The sequence below is a fragment of the Pseudomonas jinjuensis genome (assembly GCF_900103845.1).
Taxonomy (GTDB): Bacteria; Pseudomonadota; Gammaproteobacteria; order Pseudomonadales; family Pseudomonadaceae; genus Pseudomonas; species Pseudomonas jinjuensis.
In genome coordinates this window covers 56133-76238 of record NZ_FNIJ01000013.1, presented here as the reverse complement: position 1 = coordinate 76238, position 20106 = coordinate 56133, and the positions used below count along the sequence as shown (strand labels likewise).

Here is a 20106-nt window from a genome sequence, read left to right as displayed (position 1 = left end):
TAATCCTCCCTCTGGCGTTAGGGTAAAAAACAGCCGGAAGCCTGATCCGGCGTTGTGCCCAGCCGGCCGGGATGCGCTTCCGGACCGGATTGCCGATTGGTTCATGCACCGGGGTCCATCGGGCCCGGGTCGAGGGAAACCCGAAGTGATCAAGAAAATCCTGATCGCCAACCGTGGGGAAATCGCTGTCCGCATCGTGCGCGCCTGCGCCGAGATGGGCATCCGCTCGGTAGCCATCTATTCCGAGGCCGACCGCCACGCGCTGCACGTCAAGCGTGCCGACGAAGCGCACAGCATCGGCGCCGATCCGCTGGCCGGCTACCTGAATCCGCGCGCGCTGGTGAACCTCGCCGTGGAAACCGGCTGCGACGCGCTGCACCCGGGCTATGGCTTCCTCTCCGAGAACGCCGAGCTGGCGGAAATCTGCGCCGAGCGCGGGATCAAGTTCATCGGCCCGTCGGCCGAGGTGATCCGCCGCATGGGCGACAAGACCGAAGCCCGGCGCAGCATGATCGCCGCCGGCGTGCCCTGCACCCCCGGTACCGAAGGCAACGTCGCCGACCTCGACGAGGCGCTGCGCGAAGCCGAGCGCATCGGCTACCCGGTGATGCTCAAGGCCACTTCCGGTGGCGGCGGCCGTGGCATCCGCCGCTGCAACAGCCGCGAGGAACTGGAACAGGCCTACCCCCGCGTGATCTCCGAAGCCACCAAGGCGTTCGGCAGTGCGGAAGTCTTCCTCGAGAAGTGCATCGTCAATCCGAAGCACATCGAAGCCCAGGTGCTGGCCGACTCCTTCGGCAACACCGTGCACCTGTTCGAGCGCGACTGCTCGATCCAGCGCCGCAACCAGAAGCTCATCGAGATCGCCCCGAGCCCGCAGCTCACCCCGGAACAGCGCGCCTACATCGGCGACCTCTCCGTCCGCGCGGCCAAGGCCGTGGGCTACGAGAACGCCGGTACCGTGGAGTTCCTGCTCGCCGATGGCGAGGTGTACTTCATGGAAATGAACACCCGGGTGCAGGTGGAACACACCATCACCGAGGAAATCACCGGCATCGACATCGTTCGCGAGCAGATCCGCATCGCCTCGGGCCTGCCGCTGTCGGTCAAGCAGGAGGACATCCAGCACCGCGGATTCGCCCTGCAGTTCCGTATCAACGCGGAAGACCCGAAGAACAACTTCCTGCCGTCGTTCGGCAAGATCACCCGCTACTACGCGCCCGGCGGCCCCGGCGTGCGGACCGACACGGCGATCTACACCGGCTACACCATTCCGCCGTTCTACGACTCGATGTGCCTGAAGCTGATCGTCTGGGCACTGACCTGGGAAGAAGCGCTGGACCGCGGCCTGCGCGCCCTGGACGACATGCGCGTGCAGGGGGTGAAGACCACCGCGCCGTACTACCAGGAAATCCTCAAGGACCCGGGATTCCGCAGTGGCCAGTTCAACACCAGCTTCGTGGAAAGCCACCCGGAACTGACCAACTACTCGATCAAGCGCAAACCAGAAGAACTGGCCCTGGCCATCGCCGCCGCCATCGCTGCCCACGCCGGCCTGTGAGGATTATCGAATGAGCAAGAAAGTCACCGTCACCGATACCATCCTGCGCGACGCCCACCAGTCGCTGCTGGCCACCCGCATGCGCACCGAGGACATGCTGCCGATCTGCGACAAGCTCGACCAGGTCGGCTACTGGTCGCTGGAAGTCTGGGGCGGCGCCACCTTCGACGCCTGCGTGCGCTTCCTCAAGGAAGACCCGTGGGAGCGCCTGCGCAAGCTGAAGGCCGCGCTGCCGAACACCCGCCTGCAGATGCTGCTGCGCGGCCAGAACCTGCTCGGCTACCGCCACTACAGCGACGACGTGGTCAAGGCCTTCGTCGCCAAGGCCGCGGTCAACGGCATCGACGTGTTCCGCATCTTCGACGCGATGAACGACGTGCGTAACCTGCGCGTTTCCATCGAGGCCGTGAAGGCCGCCGGCAAGCACGCCCAGGGCACCATCTGCTACACCACCAGCCCGGTGCACACCATCGAAGCCTTCGTCGCCCAGGGCAAGGCCATGGCCGACATGGGCGTCGACTCCATCGCCATCAAGGACATGGCCGGCCTGCTGACCCCCTACGCCACCGGCGAACTGGTCAAGGCGCTGAAGGACAACCTGTCCCTCGACGTGGTCGTGCACTCCCACGACACCGCCGGCGTCGCCAGCATGTGCCAGCTGAAGGCCGTGGAAAACGGTGCCAACCGCATCGACACCGCCATCTCCAGCATGGCCTGGGGCACCAGCCACCCGGGCACCGAGTCGATGGTCGCCGCCCTGCGCGGCACCCCGTACGACACTGGCCTGGACCTGGAACTGCTCCAGGAGATCGGCCTGTATTTCTACGCCGTGCGCAAGAAGTACCACCAGTTCGAGAGCGAATTCACCGGCGTGGACACCCGCGTGCAGGTCAACCAGGTCCCGGGCGGCATGATTTCCAACCTGGCCAACCAGCTCAAGGAGCAGGGCGCGCTGCACCGCATGGACGAAGTGCTCGCGGAAATCCCGCAGGTGCGCGCCGACCTCGGCTACCCGCCCCTGGTCACCCCGACCTCGCAGATCGTCGGCACCCAGGCGTTCTTCAACGTGCTCGCCGGCGAGCGCTACAAGACCATCACCAACGAGGTGAAGCTGTACCTGCAGGGCCGCTACGGCAAGGCGCCGGGCGAAGTGAGCGAGAAGCTGCGCCGCCAGGCCATCGGCAGCGAGGAAGTGATCGACGTGCGCCCGGCCGACCTGCTCAAGCCGGAACTGAGCAAGCTGCGTGACGAGATCGGTGCGCTGGCCAAGTCCGAAGAGGACGTGCTGACCTACGCCATGTTCCCGGACATCGGCCGCAAGTTCCTCGAAGAGCGCGCCGCCGGCGCCCTGAAGCCGGAAGAACTGCTGCCGATCCCGAGCGGCAACGGCGTCGCCGCCGCCGGCAGCGAAGGCACCCCGACCGAGTTCGTCATCGACGTCCACGGCGAGACCTACCGCGTGGACATCACCGGCGTCGGCGTGAAGACCGACAACAAGCGTCACTTCTACCTGTCCATCGACGGCATGCCGGAAGAAGTGGTGTTCGAGCCGCTCAACGAGTTCGTCGTCGGTAGCGGCAGCAAGCGCAAGCAGGCCAGCGCGCCGGGCCATGTCACCACCACCATGCCGGGCAACATCGTCGATGTGCTGGTGAAGGAAGGCGACGTGGTCAAGGCCGGCCAGCCGGTGCTGATCACCGAAGCGATGAAGATGGAAACCGAGGTCCAGGCGGGCATCGCCGGCACCGTGAAGGTCATCAACGTCGCCAAGGGCGATCGCGTCAATCCGGGCGAGATCCTGATCGAGATCGAAGGCTGAAAAGTCCCCGCTTTTTAGTCCCTGGGGGAGCATGATGCTCCCCCTTTTTTATTCTCCGGATTTCCTTGACCTGCATCCGCGCCGCCCGCGCAGCGGCTTCCTATAGTCGGCCTTTTCAGCCGCACAGAGGCCCGGAGGCGGGCCAGGGAAAACCACTATGCGCAAATTCCTGCTCCTGCTGGCCTGTCTCGCTTCCCCCGCCTTCGCCGAGGATTCGGCGCTGCAGCGTTTCAATGCGCTGATGACCGATCCGCAGCAGCGCGAGGCGGCCTATGCCGCCGGCCAGGAGCGCATCACCCTGTGCGGGCATTGCCACGGCGAGGATGGCAACAGCAAGCGCGACTACATCCCCAACCTGGCGGCGCAGAACCCGCGCTACCTGTTCGACGCCTTCGAGAAGTACGCCAGCGGCGCGCGCAGCGACTACGTGATGTCCAGGCTGGCCAGCACCCTCGGCCTCGACGAGCGGGTGAACATCGCGGTGTATTTCAGCCAGCAGCAGGTGCGGCCGTCCGCCGCCGCCAGCGACGAAGCCCTGCGTGGCGAGGGCGCGGCGCTGTTCCGCCAGGTCTGCACGGCCTGCCACGGCCAGCAGGGCCTCGGCAGGGAGGGCACCCCGCGCCTGGCAGGCCAGCCGGGCGAATACCTGCGCCGCACCCTGACCCGCTATCGCGACAAGGACCCGCGCCGCGCCGGATCGACCATGCTGGGCGTGGCCGGCGGGCTCTCCGACCGGCAGATCGCGGCGGTCGCGGCCTACCTGCAGGGCCTGCAGCCCTGAGAGCAGGTAAAACCATGTAGAATATGTGCCCTTTCCTGTCCCTACCGAGGAACCGCCGTGAGCAATCTGCCGCCCTGCCCGAAATGCAATTCCGAATACACCTACGAGGACGGTGCGCTGCTGGTCTGCCCGGAGTGCGCCCACGAATGGTCCGCCGATGCGGCGAGCGAGGCGGCCAGCGACGTCAAGGTGATCAAGGATTCTGTCGGCAACGTCCTGCAGGACGGCGACACCGTCAGCGTGATCAAGGACCTCAAGGTCAAGGGCTCGTCGCTGGTGGTGAAGGTCGGCACCAAGGTGAAGAACATCCGCCTGGTGGACGGCGACCACGACATCGACTGCAAGATCGACGGCATCGGCGCGATGAAGCTGAAGTCGGAGTTCGTGAAGAAGGTCTGAGCCTTCGAGCTTGCCAAGAGCCCGGCCATCGCGCCGGGCTTTTTATTGATTGGCTTTCGCCTGTAGGAGCGGGCCATGCCCGCGACCCCGCCCATGTCGTGCGCATGGCCCTACACCAGCGATTGGCCGCGGCGCGAAGACAGTTGCTCCTGCAAAAACGCTCAGGGCGTCACCTCGAAGCGCAGCGTCCCGATCACCTGTCCCGCTTCGGTCAGCACCTGCACCTGCCACTTGCCGGCCGGATTCGGCGGGAAGTTCTGCTTGTGCGTCCAGGCCCGGTAGCCGGCCTCGCGGCCGCCGCGGATGTCCAGGGCGATGCGGTCCACCTCGCGGCCGTTCAGGCGCCAGACGTGGTAGATGCGTTCGTCCAGCCCGCGCGGCGCGCTGATCGCCGTGTAGGCGTAGAGCCCCTGGCTGCTGATCTGCGCGGCCGGCACCGTCTCCAGGCTGTCGCCGGGGGTGCGCTGGACGTTGTCGAACTGCGCGGTCACCGCCATCTCGGTCATCCACAGCGTCGACGGCGGCACCCAGGCGCGGCCGAACCAGCCGACCGTGCCGACCGCCACGGTCAGCCCGAGCAGGGCCAGCCAGCGCCACCACTTCTGGATCGACACCGACACCGCCAGGCTGGGGAAGGACAGCAGCACGGCGATGCCCAGCGCCAGCCGGTAACTCTCCGGCGTGTTCAGGTGGAGGATGATCGGCAGCGCCGTCAGCAGCACGGCGAACAGCGTCAGGGCGTGGTAGCCGAGGAAGGTCCAGCGCCGCGGCGCCAGCCACTTGTAGTAGACCGGGTCGACGATGGCGATCAGCCCGGCCAGCGCCAGCGCTCCGGTGAACAATGCCTGGCCGCTGTTCCAGGTGGTGGTGACGAAGAAGAACGGCAGGCAGAAGAACAGACTTTCCTGGTGGATCAGCTGGGTGGCGTAGCGCAGCAGCGGCGGCGGCAGCTCCCAGCCGAAGCGCTTCTTGATGCGTTTGGTGAGCAGGTTCTCCAGCATCAGCCAGGCCCAGCTGACCAGCATGACGATCGCCATCACCCGGGCGAACCCGGCGCGGTGGCGGTCGACCATCATGAAGCTGAACACTCCGGAGGCGAACCCCGCCACGGCGACCAGCCGCGGATAGCGGGTCATGATGGCGACGACGAAAGCGATCAGGCGCTGGAGATGGGTCTTCCAGGTAGGCATGAAGTTGGTTGGATGCGGAGCGGAAAGGGGCGTCAATTGTACGCCTGGGGCGGGGAGGGGGCCATGCCGAACCCGGGCTATGCCCGCGAAGAAATGGACGCAGGAGCGTCCAGGGATGCGTTCCCACGCCGGAGCGTGGGAACGATTCGAAGCCGGGGCGGGGCGATTTTGTAGGAGCGGGCCATGCCCGCGACCTGCCGGCCCAGCCAATGTCACGGGCGTTTCGCAGGCAAAAAAAAGGGGATGCCGCATCTGCAGCATCCCCATAGTGGAGAGAGTCTGACTGACCTCTCAGCCGGTGAGCGTGGCGCGCGGATCGCTCCGCCGCGCCGGGTATAAAAGCAGGGATGGTGGGCACCCCTGAAAGGTGGGGAGGATGACTCCTCCACAACCGGTGAGTCATGGGCCGGCTCGATCCCGGCCCGGTGTTCAGGCGCGCAGCGGAATCAGGCGCGGGGCGATCATGTTTTCCGGCAGCAGGATGTCGGCCAGGGTGGCTTCGTCCAGCAGCTTCTCCTCGCGCACCAGTTCCAGTACGCCGCGGCCGGTTTCCAGCGCGGTCTTGGCGATGCGGGTGGAGTTCTCGTAGCCGATGTACGGGTTCAGCGCGGTCACCAGGCCGATGCTGTGCTCCACCAGCTTGTGGCAGTGCTCGACGTTGGCGGTGATGCCGGTGATGCAGTGCTCGCGCAGCATGTCCATGGCGCGCTGGAGCAGGCGGATCGAGTCGAAGATCTTGTAGGCGATCAGCGGCTCCATCACGTTCAGCTGCAGCTGGCCGCCTTCGGCAGCGATTGTCAGCGCCAGATCGTTGCCCATGATTTCGAAGGCGACCTGGTTGACCGCTTCCGGGATCACCGGGTTGACCTTGCCCGGCATGATCGAGCTGCCCGGCTGGCGCGGCGGCAGGTTGATCTCGTTGATGCCGGTGCGCGGGCCGCTGGAGAGCAGGCGCAGGTCGTTGCAGATCTTCGACAGCTTGACCGCGGTGCGCTTGAGCATGCCGGAGAACAGCACGAAGGCGCCCATGTCGGAGGTGGCTTCGATCAGGTCGGCGGCCGGCACGACCGGCTGGCCGCTGATGGCTGCCAGGCGCTCGACGGCCAGCTTCTGGTAGCCGGGGTCGGCGTTGATGCCGGTGCCGATGGCGGTGCCGCCGAGGTTCACTTCGGTGAGCAGCTCCGGCGCCAGGCGGCGCAGGCGGTCGAGGTCTTCGCCAAGGGTGGTGGCGAAGGCGTGGAATTCCTGGCCGAGGGTCATCGGCACGGCGTCCTGCAGCTGGGTGCGGCCCATCTTCAGCACGTTGGCGAACTCTTCGCCCTTGGCGGCGAAGGCCTGGATCAGGCTGTCGAGGCTGGCCAGCAGGGTGTCGTGGCCGAGCAGCAGGCCCAGGCGGATGGCGGTCGGGTAGGCGTCGTTGGTCGACTGCGCCATGTTCACGTCGTTGTTCGGGTGCAGGTACTTGTACTCGCCCTTGGTGTGGCCCATCGCTTCGAGGGCGATGTTGGCGATCACTTCGTTGGCGTTCATGTTGGTGGAAGTGCCGGCGCCACCCTGGATCATGTCGACCACGAACTGCTCGTGGAAATCACCGCGGATCAGGCGGGCGCAGGCCTCGCTGATCGCCGCATGCTTCTCGGCGGGCAGGTGGCCCAGCTGGTGGTTCGCATCGGCGGCTGCCTGCTTGACCATCGCCAGGGCGACGACCAGTTTCGGGTAGTGCGCCAGCGGCACACCGGACAGGCGGAAGTTGTTCACGGCGCGCAGGGTCTGGATGCCGTAGTAGGCATCGGCAGGTACTTCAAGAGTGCCGAGCAGGTCTTTCTCGATGCGGAACGATGCAACAGGGGACATGACGAGAGTCTTCTCAGGGAAACACGGCAACCGCCGCGATGCCCCGTAGACTAGGGATTTCGCCGATCGTCGGCCAATGCTGTTAAGCGCTGCCTCATGCACAAACGGCATAATGTACGCTGTGACCAACTGATGACAGCGAACGTGCAACCTGTTACGCACGTTCCAGGAGCCTTTCCGTGAATCTCGAAATGAAATGGCTGGAGGACTTCAGCGCGCTGGCCGCCACCCGCAGCTTCTCCCAGGCGGCGGAAAAGCGCTTCGTCACCCAGCCGGCCTTCAGCCGGCGCATCCGCAGCCTGGAGGATGCCCTCGGCCTGACCCTGGTGAACCGCCAGCGCACGCCGGTGGAGCTGACCGAGGCCGGCCAGCTGTTCCTCGTCACCGCACGTGCCGTGGTCGAGCAGCTCGGCCAGGTGGTGCGCCATCTGCATCACCTGGAGAGCGGGCAGGGCGAGGTGCTGCAGTTCGCCGCCGCGCACTCGCTGGCGCTGGGCTTCTTCCCGGCGTGGATCTCGCGGCTGCGCGCCGAGGGCCTGAACATCGCCAGCCGCCTGGTGGCGACCAACGTCGGCGAGGCGGTGCACCTGCTGCGCGAGGGCGGCTGCGACCTGATGCTGGCCTTCTACGACCCGGACGCGGCGCTGCAGATGGACCCGGAAATCTTCCCCTCGCTGCACCTGGGCCGCACCGAGATGCTCCCGGTCTGCGCGGTGAACTCCGCCGGCGTGCCGCTCTACGACCTCGACAGCGGCCAGAGCGTGCCGCTGCTGGCCTACAGCGCCGGCGCCTTCCTCGGCCGCGGGGTCAACCTGCTGCTGCGCCAGCGCAGCCTGCGCTACACCATCGTCTACGAGACGGCGATGGCCGACAGCCTGAAGAGCATGGCGCTGCAGGGCATGGGCGTGGCCTGGGTGCCGCGCCTGAGCGCGGCGACGGAACTGGCCCGCGGCGAACTGGCGATCTGCGGCGGCCCGCACTGGGTGGTGCCGCAGGAGATCCGCCTGTACCGCTGCGCGCTGGTGCGCAAGGCGGCGGTGCGGCTGCTGTGGCGCAAGCTGGAAGGCGGGATGGGCAGCGTGTAGGGTGGGTGCAATCCGCCGGAATGGTGTGGGGATGGCGGGTTGCACCCACCCTGCGCGGAGGTGACCTGTAGGAGCGGGCCATGCCCGCGACGGCGCGTGATGTGGGTCGCGGGCATGGCCCGGCTCCTACAGGGGGGCCGTGTCCGGATCGGTCAGATCTCCACCACGATCCGCCCCTCGATCTGCCCGGCGCGCATCCTGTCGAGGATGGCGTTGATGTTGTCCAGCCTGTCCGAGCTCACCGTCGCCTTGACCAGTCCTTCGCCGGCGAAGTCCAGCGCTTCCTGCAGGTCCGCGCGGGTGCCGACGATGGAGCCGGTGATGTGCAGGCCCTTGAGCACCACGTCGAAGATCGGCGTGGGGAAGTCGCCCGGCGGCAGGCCGACCAGCGAGACGGTGCCGCCGCGGCGGGCCATGCCGATGCCCTGGCCGAAGGCGCTGTTGGAAACCGCCGTGACCAGCACGCCGTGGGCGCCGCCGATGTCGCGCTGGATCACCGCGACCGGGTCTTCCTGCTTCGCGTTCACCGTCAGCGTGGCGCCGAGCTTGCGCGCCAGTTCCAGCTTGGCGTCGTCGACATCCACCGCCGCCACATGCAGCCCCATGGCCTTCGCATACTGCACGGCGACATGGCCGAGGCCGCCGATGCCGGAGATCGCCACCCACTGGCCGGGGCGCGCCCTGGTTTCCTTGAGGCCCTTGTACACGGTGACGCCCGCGCAGAGGATCGGCGCGATCTCGGTGAAGCCGACCTGTTTCGGCAGGATACCGACGAAGTTGGGGTCCGCCAGCACATATTCGGCATAACCGCCGTTTACCGAATAGCCAGTGTTCTGTTGCTGTTCGCAGAGGGTTTCCCAGCCGGTCAGGCAGTGTTCGCAGCAGCCGCAGGCGGTGTACAGCCAGGGCACGCCGACGCGGTCGCCTTCCTTCACCCGGGTCACCCCGGCGCCCACCGCGGCGACGTAGCCGACGCCCTCGTGCCCGGGAATGAACGGCAGGCTCGGCTTCACCGGCCAGTCGCCCTCGGCGGCGTGCAGGTCGGTGTGGCAGACGCCGGACGCCTCGATCTTCACCAGCACCTGCCCGGGGCCGGGCAGGGGGACTTTCACTTCCTCGATCCGCAGCGGTTCGCCAAAGGCGTGGACTACCGCGGCTTTCATGGTCTGGGGCAGGGTCAGGGACATCTCGTGCTCTCCTTGGACGATGAAGAGGGGCCTGCAGCGAAGCGCAGGCGCGAACAGGCAGTCTGGACCGGTAAATCAGGATCGTCTTGAGTTGCGGCAGGCTTTTCCGAGGTGTTTTCTGTAGGAAAATTTACCGGGCGCTACAAATCGGGACGGACGGTCACTCGACAGGCGCGCCGGGCGTGGCTTTGCGGTATACTGCGGCGCCTTCGAAGCGACGTCTGCCGCCGCTTCGGCCACGTACAAGCCACGCCCGAGCGTGGCTTGTTGGTTTTCACCCTGAGAGAGGCACGACGATGAGCGCACTGGTTGGTGTGATCATGGGCTCCAAATCCGACTGGAGCACCCTCAGCCACACCGCGGACATGCTGGACAAGCTGGGGATTCCCTACGAGGTGAAGGTGGTTTCCGCCCACCGTACTCCCGACCTGCTGTTCCAGTACGCCGAAGAGGCCGAAGGCCGCGGCATCGAGGTGATCATCGCCGGCGCCGGCGGTGCCGCCCACCTGCCGGGCATGTGCGCCGCCAAGACCCACCTGCCGGTCCTCGGCGTGCCGGTGCAGTCGTCCATGCTCTCCGGCGTCGATTCGCTGCTGTCCATCGTGCAGATGCCCGCCGGCATCCCGGTCGGCACCCTGGCCATCGGCAAGGCCGGCGCGGTCAACGCGGCGCTGCTGGCGGCGAGCATCCTCGGCGGCAAGTACCCGAAATATCACGTCGCACTGAAAGTGTTCCGCTCCGAACAGACGGAAACCGTGCTGGACAACCCGGACCCCCGAGAAGCCTGAGTACATCCATGAAAATCGGTGTCATCGGTGGCGGCCAGCTGGGCCGCATGCTGTCCCTGGCGGGCACCCCGCTGGGCATGAACTTCGCCTTCCTCGACCCGGCGCCGGACGCCTGCGCCCAGGCCCTCGGTGAGCACATCCGCGCCGACTACGGCGACCAGGACCACCTGCGCCAGCTGGCCGACGAGGTCGACCTGGTGACCTTCGAATTCGAGAGCGTGCCGGCCGAGACCGTGGCCTTCCTCTCGCAGTTCGTGCCGGTCTACCCGAGCGCCGAATCCCTGCGCATCGCCCGCGACCGCTGGTTCGAGAAGTCGATGTTCAAGGAGCTGGGCATTCCGACCCCGGCTTTCGCCGACATCCAGACCCAGGCCGATCTCGACGCCGCGGTGGCCAGCATCGGCCTGCCGGGCGTGCTGAAGACCCGCACCCTGGGCTACGACGGCAAGGGCCAGAAGGTCTTGCGCAGCGCCGCCGACGTGGTCGATGCGTTCGCCGAGCTGGGCAGCGTGCCGTGCATCCTCGAAGGCTTCGTGTCCTTCACCGGCGAGGTGTCGCTGGTGGCGGTGCGCGGCCGCAACGGCGAGGTGCGCTGCTACCCGCTGGTGCACAACACCCACGTGGACGGCATCCTGCGCCTCTCCGTGGCCAGCGCGGACCATCCGCTGCAGGCGCAGGCCGAAGACTACGCCGGCCGCGTGCTGCAGAAGCTGGACTACGTCGGCGTGCTGGCCTTCGAGTTCTTCGAGGTGGACGGCGGCCTGAAGGCCAACGAGATCGCCCCGCGCGTGCACAACTCCGGGCACTGGACCATCGAAGGCGCCGAGTGCAGCCAGTTCGAGAACCACCTGCGCGCCGTCGCCGGCCTGCCGCTGGGCTCGACCGCCAAGGTCGGCGAGAGCGCCATGCTCAACTTCATCGGCGAAGTGCCGGCGGTGGAGAAGGTCGTCGCCATCCCCGACTGCCACCTGCACCACTACGGCAAGGCGTTCAAGGCCGGGCGCAAGGTCGGCCACGCCACCCTGCGCTGCGCCGACCTGCCGACGCTGAAGGCGCGGATCGCCGAAGTCGAAGCCCTGATCTCCAGGGGCTGATCGCTCGCGGCCGTCCTCCCTGCAGGGCGGCCGCGTGCTTCTACACTGTCCGATGACAGGCGCACCAACGCGCTCCAACCCCACTAGGAGAACTGTCATGGGACTCATCGGAACCATCGTCATCGGCCTGATCGTCGGACTCGTCGCGCGCTTCCTCAAGCCCGGCGACGACAGCATGGGCTGGATCATGACCATCCTGATCGGCATCGGCGGCTCGCTGCTGGCGACCTACGGCGGCCAGGCGCTGGGCATCTACGCCGCCGGCCAGGTGGCGGGCTTCATCGGCGCGGTGATCGGCGCGGTGGTCCTGCTGATCATCTACAACATGGTGAAGAAGAGCTGACGCAGGCCGCGACCGCAGGCGGTCCGTTGCCTGGGCCGCTGTGCCTGCTGGTCATTCCCGGGCCGATGCAGAACAATACGCGGCGTTCTCCCGCCACCCTCCGGAACGCCCATGCGCCGTACCCTGTTCGCCTGCAGCCTGTTGCTGCTGACCTCCCTGGCCCACGCCGAACCCCCGGAAACCGACTGGCTCTCGCTGATGCCGCCGAGCGACCGCAAGGCGCTGGAGGAGATGCCGGAAATCGACCACGCCGGCCCCGAGGCCAACGGCACCTTCACCGACAAGGACGGCCTGAAGCAGAAGGACAGGCGCCTGCCGGCGGTGATGTACTCGATGAAGACCGTGCCCGCGCTGGACGGCAGGACCATCCGCCTCGGCGGCTACCCGGTGCCGCTGCAGAACGACGCCCGCGGCCGCGTCACCGAGTTCTTCCTGGTGCCCTATCCGGGTGCCTGCATCCACGTGCCGCCACCGCCGCCGAACCAGATCGTGCTGGTGCGCTATCCCAAGGGCATCCAGCTCGACGACATCTACCTGCCGCTGTGGGTCAGCGGCACGCTGAAGGTGGAGAAGGTCAGCAACCAGCTGGCCGATGCGGCCTATGCCATGGACAACGCCAAAGTCCGGCCGGTGGAGGAGAGCGACCTGTAACGGTTATCGGCGGGTTGCACCCGCCCTACGGCGGTCGACCAGAAACGTAGGGTGGATGAGGCTCTTTTCATCCACCATTGCGGGGCCGCATGGGCGGCCATGGTGGATCGGTGGAGCGTGATCCACCCTACGGGTGCTGCATTCCTGTAGGGGCCATGCCCGCGACATTGGCAGGGCCGGAAGGTCGCGGGCATGGCCCGCTCCTACGTTGATTCCGCAGTCATCTGGCTGCCGCTGAGCTGCTCCCGCGCATAGTCGACGAACAGCTGCGCCGGCTTGGTCAGCTGGGCGCGTTTCAGCCATGCCGCCACCAGTCCCGACGCGCTGACCGGCTCGGCGATGTCCACCATCACCACCTTCTTGCCGTCGTAGGTGCACTCCGAATGCGGGCGGGTGACCAGCACCGAGAAACCGAAGCCCTGGCCGACCATGCCGCGCACCATCTCGATCGACGGCGAGCTGAAGGCGATGTGCGGGTTCAACCCCAGTTCCTCGAAGATGCTCACGAAATAGGTGCGACTTGGCTGCACATCGAGCAGGATCATCGGTTCCAGCGCGAGGTCTCGCAGTGATACCTGCGCCTGCCGGGCGAAGCGGTGGTTTTCCGGCAGCAGCGCGTAGGGGCGCTGCGCCGGCATCAGCGGCTGGGTCTCGATGGTGCCGTCGAGGTCGTGCTCGTAGAGGAACGCCAGGTCGAAGCGCCCGGCGGTGAGGCCCTGCACCAGTTCCTGCTGCTCGCCGTCGCGGATGCGGATTTCCACCCCCGGGTAGCGTTCGCGGAAGCCGGCGATCAGCCGCGGCAGGTAGAGCGGGGCGACCGTCTCGAAGCAGCCGATATCGATCTGCCCGGCCACCACGTCGTTGTCGGCCAGGGCGTTCTGCTCGAACTCGTGGGCCATGCGCAGCAGCTCCTGCGCCTTGCGGTAGAAGCGCGCGCCGGTGGGCGTCAGCGACACGCCCTGGGCATGGTGGCGGATGAACAGCTGGACGTTGAAGCTTTCCTCCAGCCCCTTGATCGCCGTGGAGATCGACGGCTGCGCGATGTACAGCTTGCGCGACGCCTCGGCCACGCTGCCGCATTCCACGGTGGTCACGAAATACTTGAGTTGTCGCAAGGTATAGGAAGCCACTGCAAGACCTCTTGCCGGCGCCGCATCCGGTGGTGCGGGCCTGATTGTTGTGGTTGTTTCTCTGGAGCACGTGTAGGGCGCATAACGCGCCAGCGTTATCCGCCGCAAACCCGGCGCCATGCCCATCGGCGGATGAAGCGTTCCGCTTCATTCGCCTTACGAAGGCCACGGGGACGGCCCCTGCACAATAACCCAGCACGCCGCCCGCTGCCGGTGCACGCCTGCCCAGCTTTTTCATATACCCCGAAGACATATTTAATATTTTTCCTGCGCCGGGGCTTGCGCGACCATCTCATCCCATCCCAGAACAATAACGCTCGTGAGCAGGAGTGCCCTGGTGTACCAACTCAACGACTGGCAATTGCGTGCCGCCCGCCAGACCTTCATCGACAGCGCCCTGATCGGTGGCCGCCGCGTGGCCGCCGCCGACGGCGCTACCTTCGCTTCCATCGACCCGGCGACCAACCGCCTGCTGGCCAACGTCGCCGCCTGCGGCGAGGCGGAGATCGACGCCGCCGTGCGCGCCGCGCGCAATGCCTTCGACAACGGCCCCTGGGCGCGCATGGCGCCGCGCGAACGCAAGGCGGTGCTGCTCAAGCTCGCCGAACTGATGCTCGCCAACCGCGAGGAACTGGCCCTGCTCGACTCGCTGAACATGGGCAAGCCGGTGATGGACGCCTGGAACATCGACGTGCCCGGCGCCGCCGGCGTGTTCGCCTGGTACGCGGAAAGCATCGACAAGCTCTACGACCAGGTCGCGCCCACCGCGCAGGACGCCCTCGCCACCATCACCCGCGAGCCGCTCGGGGTGATCGGCGCGGTGGTGCCGTGGAACTTCCCCCTCGACATGGCCGCCTGGAAACTCGCCCCGGCGCTGGCCGCCGGCAACTCGGTGGTGCTCAAGCCCGCCGAGCAGTCGCCGTTCTCCGCCCTGCGCCTGGCCGAACTGGCGCTGGAAGCGGGCCTCCCGGAAGGCGTGCTGAACGTGGTGCCGGGCCTTGGCGAAACCGCCGGCAAGGCCCTCGGCCTGCACATGGACGTCGACGCGCTGGTGTTCACCGGCTCGACCCAGGTCGGCAAGTACTTCATGCAGTACGCCGCGCAATCCAACCTCAAGCAGGTCTGGCTGGAATGCGGCGGCAAGAGCCCGAACCTCGTGTTCGCCGATTGCCGCGATCTCGATCTTGCGGCAGAAAAAGCGGCTTTCGGCATTTTCTTCAACCAGGGCGAAGTCTGCTCGGCCAACTCGCGGCTGCTGGTCGAACGCTCGATCCACGACGAATTCGTCGAGCGCCTGATCGCCAGGGCCCGCGACTGGGCGCCCGGCGATCCGCTGGACCCGGCCAGCCGCGCCGGCGCCATCGTCGATGCGAAGCAGACCGCCGGCATCCTGCGCTTCATCGACCAGGCGCAGAACGACGGCGCGAAGCTCGCCTGTGGCGGCCGCCAGCTCAGCTTCAACGGCTCGGACAACTTCGTCGAACCGACCATCTTCACCGGCGTGCGCCCCGGGCAGCGCCTGGCCCGCGACGAAGTGTTCGGCCCGGTGCTTGCAGTCACCGCGTTCGACAGCGAGGACGAAGCCGTGCGCCTGGCCAACGACAGCGTCTACGGCCTCGCCGCCTCCGTGTGGAGCGACGACCTCAACCGCGCGCACCGCGTGTCGCGCAGGCTGAAGGCCGGCACCGTGTCGGTGAACACCGTGGATGCGCTGGACCCCTGCGTGCCCTTCGGCGGCGGCAAGCAGTCCGGCTTCGGCCGCGACCTGTCGCTGCACTCGTTCGACAAGTACACCCAGCTGAAGACCACCTGGATCCAGCTGCGCTGAGCGTCACACAAGAAGAACAAGAGGAAGACCCATGAGCGTGCAACAACCGGCCCTGCGCCGCGTGCTCGGCCTCGGCCCGCTGCTGGCCGTGGCCATCGGCCTGGTGGTATCCCAGGGCGTGATGGTACTGATGCTGCAGGGCGCCGGCAGCGCCGGCCTCGGCTTCATCCTGCCGCTGGGCGTGGCCTACCTGCTGGCCCTGAGCTACGCCTTCTCCTTCTCCGAACTGGCGCTGATGATCCCCCGCGCCGGCGGCCTGAGCAGCTACACCGAGGTGGCCATCGGGCACTTCCCGGCGATCCTGGCGACCTTCTCCGGCTACGTGGTGGTGGCGATGTTCGCCCTCTCCGCCGAACTGCTGCTGCTCGACATGATCATCGACAAGGTCTACCCCGGCGCGCTGCCGTCGATGACCGTCGCCTATGGCGTGCTCGGCCTGTTCACCGTGCTCAACCTGCTCGGCATCGACATCTTCGCCCGCCTGCAGAGCGTGCTGGCGCTGGTGATGATGATCGTCCTGCTGCTGCTCGGCCTGGGCGCGGTGAGCCACGAGCAGGCCGCCGTGCAGACTGCCGTGAACAGTGGCTGGAACCCGCTGGGCGTCGGCGTGCTGGCGCTGACCGCGCTGGCCGTGTGGGGCTTCGTCGGCGCCGAGTTCGTCTGTCCGCTGGTGGAAGAGACGCGGCGCCCGGAGCGCAACATCCCGCGCTCGATGATCCTCGGCCTGACCATCATCTTCCTTACCATCGCGCTGTACTGCCTCGGTGCGCTGATGCTGATCCCCGGCGAGGAGCTGGCCGGCGACCTGCTGCCGCACTTCACCTTCGCCAACCGCGTGTTCGGCGACTACGGCCAGCTGTTCCTGGTGATCGCCGCCATCACCGCCACCTGCAGCACGCTGAACTCGTCGCTGGCGGCCATCCCGCGGATGCTCTACGGCATGGCGCAGAACGGCCAGGCCTTCCCGCAGTTCCAGTGGCTCAGCCGCAGGGCGCGCACGCCGTGGGTGGCCGTGCTGTTCGTCGCCGCCATCACCGGCCTGCCCATCGTCCTGCTCGGCGAGAACCCGGACGCGATCAACATCCTGCTGCTGGCCGCCGCGCTGTCCTGGCTGCTCGCCTACATCATCGCCCACGTCGACGTGCTGGCCCTGCGCAGGCGCTATCCGCAGATTGCCCGGCCGTTCCGCACGCCGTTCTACCCCTGGCCGCAGCTGTTCGGTATCGCCGGCATGCTCTACGCCGTGGTGCACGTGTCGCCGACCCCGGAAATGACCGGCCGTATCTTCGCCAGCGCAGGCGTGGTGCTCGGCGTGGTCTCGCTGGTGGCGGTGGTGTGGATCAAGCTGGTGATGCGCAAACCCCTCTTCGTACCCGAACCGCTCGAGACGGCCGGTGAGACTGCCCAGGGCAAGTCCGTCGCCCTCGATCCCCTGCAATCCCCTCTGGCCTGACGCGCCATCGAGGGAACTAGGAGACAGTCGATGACCGACAAGACCACTCAACAGCGTGAAACCCGCGACTACCAGGCAGCCGACGCGGCCCACCACATCCACGCCTTCCTCGACCAGAAGGCGCTGAACGAGGAAGGCCCGCGCGTGATGGTGCGCGGCGAGGGCCTGTACCTCTGGGACAACGATGGCAATCGCTACCTCGACGGCATGTCCGGCCTGTGGTGCACCCAGCTCGGCTACGGCCGCAAGGACCTGACTGCCGCGGCCACCCGTCAGCTCGACCAGCTGCCGTACTACAACATGTTCTTCCACACCACCCACCCGGCGGTGGTGGAACTGTCCGAGCTGCTCTTCAGCCTGCTGCCCGGCCACTACAGCCACGCGATCTACACCAACTCCGGCTCCGAGGCCAACGAGGTGCTGATCCGCACCGTGCGCCGCTACTGGCAGGTGGTCGGCAAGCCGCAGAAAAAGATCATGATCGGCCGCTGGAACGGCTACCACGGCTCGACCCTCGGCAGCACCGCGCTGGGCGGCATGAAGTTCATGCACGAGATGGGCGGCATGCTGCCGGACATCGCGCACATCGACGAACCCTACTGGTTCGCCCACGAGGGCAACCTGACCCCGGCGGAATTCGGCCTGCGCGCCGCCCGCCAGCTGGAAGAGAAGATCCTCGAACTGGGCGCCGACAACGTCGCCGCCTTCGTCGCCGAGCCGTTCCAGGGCGCGGGCGGGATGATCTTCCCGCCGGAAAGCTACTGGCCGGAAATCCAGCGCATCTGCCGCCAGTACGACGTGCTGCTGTGCGCCGACGAAGTGATCGGCGGCTTCGGCCGCACCGGCGAGTGGATGGCCCACCAGCACTTCGGCTTCGAGCCGGACACCCTGTCCATCGCCAAGGGCCTGACCAGCGGCTACATCCCCATGGGCGGCCTGGTGCTGAGCAAGCGCATCGCCAGCGCGCTGGTGGAGCAGGGCGGCGTGTTCGCCCACGGCCTGACCTACTCCGGCCACCCGGTGGCGGCGGCGGTGGCCATCGCCAACCTCACCGCGCTGCGCGACGAAGGCGTGGTGACCCAGGTGAAGAACGACACCGGCCCGTACCTGCAGCAGTGCCTGCGCGAAGTGTTCGGCGAGCACCCGCTGGTGGGCGACATCCAGGGCGCCGGCCTGGTCGCCGCGCTGCAGTTCGCCGAGGACAAGGCGACCCGCAAGCGCTTCGCCAACGAGAACGACCTCGCCTGGCGCTGCCGCACCATCGGCTTCGAGGAAGGCGTGATCATCCGCTCCACCCTCGGCCGCATGATCATGGCCCCGGCCCTGGTGGCGACCCGCGCGGAGATCGACGAGCTGATCGACAAGACCCGCATCGCGGTCGACCGCACGGCGCAGGAGATTGGTGTGCTGTAACGCAATCCCTGTAGGAGCGGGCCATGCCCGCGACCCATTGACCGGTCGCGGGCATGGCCCGCTCCTACAAATACCCCCATACAACAACGCCGCGGGCTCGACGAAGCCCGCGCGATGGAACCCTTTTGTCCGGCTTCTGGCCGGTAGCTGCCCGCAACGCAACACACAACAAGCCAAATGGCTGTGGGAGTCGTTCCATGAAAGTGTCCTTGCTACCCCTCACCTGCGCGGTCTTCGCCGCCATCACCGGCGCCGCCCAGGCGCAATCGCAGAGCATCACCGTCATCTCCTTCGGCGGCGCCACCAAGGCGGCCCAGGAGCAGGCGTACTTCAAACCCTTCAACCAGAGCGGCGCCGGGACGGTGGTGGCCGGCGAGTACAACGGCGAAATGGCCAAGGTGAAGGCCATGGTCGACGTCGGCAACGTCAGCTGGGACGTGGTCGAGGTGGAAAGCCCCGAACTGCTGCGCGGCTGCGAGGAGGGCCTGTTCGAGCGCCTCGATCCGGCGGTGTTCGGCGACTCCGCGCAGTTCGTCCCCGGCACCCTCAGCGAATGCGGCGTGGCCACCTACGTCTGGTCGATGGTGATGGCCTACAACGGCGAGAAGCTGGCCAAGGCGCCGACCTCCTGGGCGGACTTCTGGAACGTCAAGGACTTCCCCGGCAAGCGCGGCCTGCGCAAGGGCGCCAAGTACACCCTGGAAGTCGCCCTGCTGGCCGACGGGGTGAAGTCGGAAGACCTGTACAAGGTGCTCGCCACCCCCGAAGGCGTGAACCGTGCCTTCAGGAAACTCGACCAGATCAAGCCCAGCATCCAGTGGTGGGAAGCCGGCGCCCAGCCGCCGCAGTGGCTCGCCGCCGGCGACGTGGTGATGAGCGCCGCCTACAACGGCCGCATCGCCGCCGCGCAGAAGGAAGGCGTGCAGCTCGGCATCGTCTGGCCCGGCAGCCTCTACGACCCGGAATACTGGGCGGTGGTGAAGGGCACCAGGAACAAGGCGCTGGCGGAGAAATTCATCGCCTTCGCCAGCCAGCCGCAGACGCAGAAGGTGTTCGCCGAGCACATTCCCTATGGTCCGGTACACAAGGATGCGCTGGGACTGCTGCCGGCCGACGTGCAGGCCAACCTGCCGACCGCGCCGGCCAATCTGGAAGGCGCGCGTTCGGTGGATGCGGCGTTCTGGGTCGACCATGGCGAGGAGCTGGAGCAGCGCTTCAACGCCTGGGCGGCGCGGTAACACCGGGCCGACGCGCTCTTTGTAGGAGTGCGCCATGCGCGCGACCGGATGCCGAGGGTCGCGGGCATGGCTCGCTCCTACACGGTTTCGCTGGAATGTCAGGGTAGGGCGCATAACGCGCCAGCGTTATCCGCCATCCCATCGGCACGGTCTTATCGGCGGATGAAGCGTTCCGCTTCATTCGCCCTACGAAGAGCGCATCGGTGACGTCGGGATGAAAAAAAGGGAGCCCGAAGGCTCCCTTGGAGAGAGACCGCGGTAGTGGTGACCGCAGCCGGGGGTCTTGTGCCGC

The 20106-nt window shown here is 67.0% G+C and carries 17 protein-coding genes; 13 read left to right on the top strand and 4 right to left on the bottom strand.

Annotation, left to right across the window (positions count from 1 at the left end; all coding sequences use genetic code 11):
• Positions 1 to 145: 145 nt before the first annotated feature.
• The 4 genes from BLR75_RS18350 to BLR75_RS18335 all read left to right on the top strand — a co-directional run bounded on the left by BLR75_RS18350 (position 146) and on the right by BLR75_RS18335 (position 4560).
• Positions 146 to 1561 carry an acetyl-CoA carboxylase biotin carboxylase subunit gene (locus BLR75_RS18350; RefSeq protein WP_084312032.1) on the top strand — a complete coding sequence of 472 codons (1416 nt, stop codon included), beginning with the start codon at positions 146 to 148 and terminating at the stop codon, positions 1559 to 1561.
• 10 nt (positions 1562 to 1571) lie between these two features.
• Positions 1572 to 3380, top strand: coding sequence for a sodium-extruding oxaloacetate decarboxylase subunit alpha (gene oadA, locus BLR75_RS18345; RefSeq protein WP_084312033.1), 1809 nt, complete (start codon positions 1572 to 1574; stop codon positions 3378 to 3380).
• Positions 3381 to 3537: 157 nt separating this feature from the next.
• Positions 3538 to 4161 carry a c-type cytochrome gene (locus BLR75_RS18340; RefSeq protein ID WP_084312034.1) on the top strand — a complete coding sequence of 208 codons (624 nt, stop codon included), beginning with the start codon at positions 3538 to 3540 and terminating at the stop codon, positions 4159 to 4161.
• Between the two features lie 57 nt (positions 4162 to 4218).
• The gene (locus BLR75_RS18335) at positions 4219 to 4560 is read left to right on the top strand and encodes a zinc ribbon domain-containing protein YjdM (protein WP_084312035.1); all 342 of its coding nucleotides are present in this window, start codon (positions 4219 to 4221) and stop codon (positions 4558 to 4560) included.
• Between the two features lie 161 nt (positions 4561 to 4721).
• On the opposite strand, the gene BLR75_RS18330 is transcribed toward BLR75_RS18335, so the two are convergent.
• Together BLR75_RS18330 and aspA are read right to left on the bottom strand one after the other, a co-directional pair.
• Entirely contained in the window at positions 4722 to 5750 is a 1029-nt protein-coding gene (locus tag BLR75_RS18330; RefSeq protein ID WP_084312036.1) for a DUF5924 family protein, read from the bottom strand.
• Between the two features lie 429 nt (positions 5751 to 6179).
• Positions 6180 to 7604, bottom strand: coding sequence for an aspartate ammonia-lyase (gene aspA / locus BLR75_RS18325; RefSeq protein ID WP_084312037.1), 1425 nt, complete (start codon positions 7602 to 7604; stop codon positions 6180 to 6182).
• A 179-nt stretch (positions 7605 to 7783) separates the two neighbouring features.
• Between aspA and BLR75_RS18320 the strand changes: the two genes are divergently transcribed.
• Complete coding sequence (locus BLR75_RS18320; RefSeq protein ID WP_084312038.1) at positions 7784 to 8689, top strand: LysR substrate-binding domain-containing protein; 906 nt, start codon at positions 7784 to 7786, stop codon at positions 8687 to 8689.
• Between the two features lie 152 nt (positions 8690 to 8841).
• On the opposite strand, the gene adhP is transcribed toward BLR75_RS18320, so the two are convergent.
• Positions 8842 to 9870 carry an alcohol dehydrogenase AdhP gene (gene adhP / locus BLR75_RS18315; RefSeq protein ID WP_090416122.1) on the bottom strand — a complete coding sequence of 343 codons (1029 nt, stop codon included), beginning with the start codon at positions 9868 to 9870 and terminating at the stop codon, positions 8842 to 8844.
• Between the two features lie 302 nt (positions 9871 to 10172).
• Here adhP and purE point away from each other — a divergent pair, with 302 nt between their 5' ends.
• The 4 genes from purE (at position 10173) to BLR75_RS18290 (ending at position 12752) form a co-directional block, all read left to right on the top strand.
• Positions 10173 to 10664, top strand: coding sequence for a 5-(carboxyamino)imidazole ribonucleotide mutase (purE, locus tag BLR75_RS18305; RefSeq protein WP_084312040.1), 492 nt, complete (start codon positions 10173 to 10175; stop codon positions 10662 to 10664).
• Positions 10665 to 10672: 8 nt separating this feature from the next.
• Positions 10673 to 11758: a 5-(carboxyamino)imidazole ribonucleotide synthase gene (locus BLR75_RS18300; protein ID WP_084312041.1), complete on the top strand. Its 1086-nt coding sequence runs from the start codon at positions 10673 to 10675 to the stop codon at positions 11756 to 11758.
• Between the two features lie 97 nt (positions 11759 to 11855).
• Positions 11856 to 12101 (top strand): GlsB/YeaQ/YmgE family stress response membrane protein, encoded by a 246-nt coding sequence (locus BLR75_RS18295; protein WP_084312042.1) that lies wholly within the window; start codon positions 11856 to 11858, stop codon positions 12099 to 12101.
• 111 nt (positions 12102 to 12212) lie between these two features.
• Positions 12213 to 12752, top strand: a complete 540-nt coding sequence (locus tag BLR75_RS18290) for a DUF3299 domain-containing protein (protein ID WP_084312043.1) — start codon at positions 12213 to 12215, stop codon at positions 12750 to 12752.
• Between the two features lie 203 nt (positions 12753 to 12955).
• On the opposite strand, the gene BLR75_RS18285 is transcribed toward BLR75_RS18290, so the two are convergent.
• Positions 12956 to 13882, bottom strand: a complete 927-nt coding sequence (locus BLR75_RS18285) for a LysR substrate-binding domain-containing protein (protein WP_084312044.1) — start codon at positions 13880 to 13882, stop codon at positions 12956 to 12958.
• Between the two features lie 337 nt (positions 13883 to 14219).
• On the opposite strand from BLR75_RS18285, the gene BLR75_RS18280 reads away from it, so the two are divergent.
• The 4 genes from BLR75_RS18280 (at position 14220) to BLR75_RS18265 (ending at position 19814) form a co-directional block, all read left to right on the top strand.
• Positions 14220 to 15710 carry an aldehyde dehydrogenase gene (locus tag BLR75_RS18280; protein WP_084312045.1) on the top strand — a complete coding sequence of 497 codons (1491 nt, stop codon included), beginning with the start codon at positions 14220 to 14222 and terminating at the stop codon, positions 15708 to 15710.
• Positions 15711 to 15741: 31 nt separating this feature from the next.
• Complete coding sequence (locus BLR75_RS18275; protein WP_084312046.1) at positions 15742 to 17163, top strand: APC family permease; 1422 nt, start codon at positions 15742 to 15744, stop codon at positions 17161 to 17163.
• A gap of 30 nt (positions 17164 to 17193) precedes the next feature.
• Positions 17194 to 18576, top strand: coding sequence for an aspartate aminotransferase family protein (locus BLR75_RS18270; RefSeq protein WP_084312047.1), 1383 nt, complete (start codon positions 17194 to 17196; stop codon positions 18574 to 18576).
• A 197-nt stretch (positions 18577 to 18773) separates the two neighbouring features.
• Entirely contained in the window at positions 18774 to 19814 is a 1041-nt protein-coding gene (locus BLR75_RS18265) for an ABC transporter substrate-binding protein (protein ID WP_084312048.1), read from the top strand.
• The last annotated feature ends 292 nt before the right edge of the window (positions 19815 to 20106 follow it).